The following is an 826-nucleotide window of genomic DNA, read 5'->3' as shown; positions in this document are numbered from 1 at the left end:
AGCTCGGCATGGAAGCGATCTGGCGCATCGAGGTCGTGGATTTCCCGGCCTTCATCATCATCGACGACAAGGGCAACGACTTCTTCAAGGAGCTGAACCTGGGTTGAGGTTCTCCGAGACGGATGCGAGGACCGCATGGTCGAATGGTTCGATGACCTCACGATCGGGATGACGTTCAAGAGTGGTGAAGCGGTGGTGTCGCGCGAGGACATCAAGCGCTTTGCCGCCGAATTTGATCCGCAGCCGTTTCATATGGATGAGGAGGCGGGGCGCAACTCGCTGTTCGGTGGGCTCGGGGCCTCGGGCTTGCACGTCGCCAGCGTCTGCATGACGCTGCTGGTCGCCTGCGGCAAGCAAGTCGCCGCGCAAGCCGCTGCGCGCGGTGAGAAGGTCGCGGTCTGGGGACCCTCGCCGGGCTTCGGCGCGCTGCGCTGGATCCGCCCGGTGCTGGCGGGCGATAGCATCAGCTACTCCAACCAGGTCGAGACCAAGCGCACGTCCGGGAAGCGGCCCGAATGGGGCATCCTTCAGGCCCGCAACACCGGCGTCAATCAGCGCAATGAGGTGGTGTTCTCGTTCCTCGCGACCGCCTTCGTGCCGCGCCGCAATCCCGGTTCCTGATGTTGCCCCCACGCCTCTGCTGTTGCCCGGACGCCATGGTGGCAGACTAAGTCTGCTGCCTACGCAGTTGTGCGTTGCGCGGAACTCATTTTTTTCTAACGCCTTTTGAACCTTTGTCCCTGCTCTTTGGTTTGAGGGCACGGACATCCGGGCAGTCCACACTGGGGATACCATGGCAGATCGCATCGCGCTGAAACGCGTCGGA

Annotated in this window: 2 protein-coding genes; both read left to right on the top strand. The window is 62.6% G+C overall.

Going from position 1 to position 826, the window contains the following annotated elements; translation table 11 throughout:
- Window positions 1–8: 8 nt before the first annotated feature.
- Window positions 9–107 (top strand): fumarate hydratase C-terminal domain-containing protein, encoded by a 99-nt coding sequence (locus NS334_RS19490; protein WP_428835073.1) that lies wholly within the window; start codon window positions 9–11, stop codon window positions 105–107.
- A gap of 28 nt (window positions 108–135) precedes the next feature.
- Entirely contained in the window at window positions 136–621 is a 486-nt protein-coding gene (locus tag NS334_RS17020; protein WP_058757010.1) for a MaoC family dehydratase, read from the top strand.
- Window positions 622–826: the final 205 nt, after the last annotated feature.

Source organism: Sphingomonas endophytica (assembly GCF_001476895.1).
GTDB lineage: Bacteria > Pseudomonadota > Alphaproteobacteria > Sphingomonadales > Sphingomonadaceae > Sphingomonas > Sphingomonas endophytica_A.
This window is presented reverse-complemented; position numbering and strand designations above follow the sequence as displayed.

Coding starts and splice junctions, on each gene's coding strand:
- NS334_RS19490 (WP_428835073.1), top strand. CDS start 9: ATGGAAGCGATCTGGCGCATCGAGGTCGTGGATTTCCCGGCCTTCATC.
- NS334_RS17020 (WP_058757010.1), top strand. CDS start 136: ATGGTCGAATGGTTCGATGACCTCACGATCGGGATGACGTTCAAGAGT.